Below are 935 nucleotides of genomic sequence, written 5' to 3' on the forward strand. Positions count from 1 at the left end.
ATCGCGTGCGACGCGTTTTCCAGGTTCCGTCTCGAAGTCCACCACCCTCGGTCGCCGCCAGGCTGGCAGAGAAAGCGCCGATCAATAGTGAAGCCGTGAGCCAGAAGGCGAGCTGCATAGCGGCCTTTCGAGCCGTGTCGGCAGCGGTCTTGGCATCGTTGATAACTTCGGTAACGCGCTTGTCTGCATCGGGTTCGCTCAAACCGGTGCGGGCTGCGACAACTTTATTCACGTAAGTACGGTCGGCAGGCTTCAACTCGCCAGTGCGAAGGCTTGCAGCCATCAGGCGAGAGAGTTCACCGCGCGCATCAGCACCGTTGCCATCGGTCGATGGCGTGGATGGACGCAACAGAGTATCGATGTAGCCGTCGACTGGCCCGGCTTGCGCGCTCGCGGCAGTAGCGCCGGCTGCCATTCCAGACGTCGCCCCGCTCACAACAGAAGTCGCTGGCGAGGCGAGCAAGATGGCTCCGAGCACGGTAGCGAAGGCCCACGCCAGAAATCCATGAGCGGTGTCGCGGAAATAGACTTCATCTGAATGAACGCCAATCCAGCGCGACCGCAGACGACCAGCGAGATATCCGCCAATCGACGAAGAGATCATGGCGATGACGATCAGATAAATTCCCGTCGTGATTTTGAACGTCGTAGCGGATACGCTGGAGGACCAGGGCGATACGACTGACAGACCGAGCCCCGCCCCGAAAGCGATAAGAACGAGTGTCAACGCCAGCGAGACGACGGCGCCAGCCGCGACGGCAGCCCATGAGACACCCGCCACTGAAGGCTCATCTAGGCGAGGGGCAGCTGGCTGCACGACAACAGTATCAATCATTTTGAGATTCCCATTGGAGCGACTCCGGAATAGATGCCGATGCCCACACAATGTGCATTCAAAAGTATGGTTCCGCCCTCGCAGACGAATTCGTCCTCTT

General features: G+C 59.4%; 1 protein-coding gene. It reads right to left on the reverse strand.

Annotated features, from left to right (window positions below; all coding sequences use genetic code 11):
• A partial coding sequence (locus CIW50_RS28895; protein WP_149534592.1) for a hypothetical protein occupies positions 1-835 on the reverse strand: 835 nt, incomplete at its 3' end.
• Positions 836-935: the final 100 nt, after the last annotated feature.

This window comes from Tardiphaga sp. P9-11 (assembly GCF_008329525.1).
Taxonomy (GTDB): domain Bacteria; phylum Pseudomonadota; class Alphaproteobacteria; order Rhizobiales; family Xanthobacteraceae; genus Tardiphaga.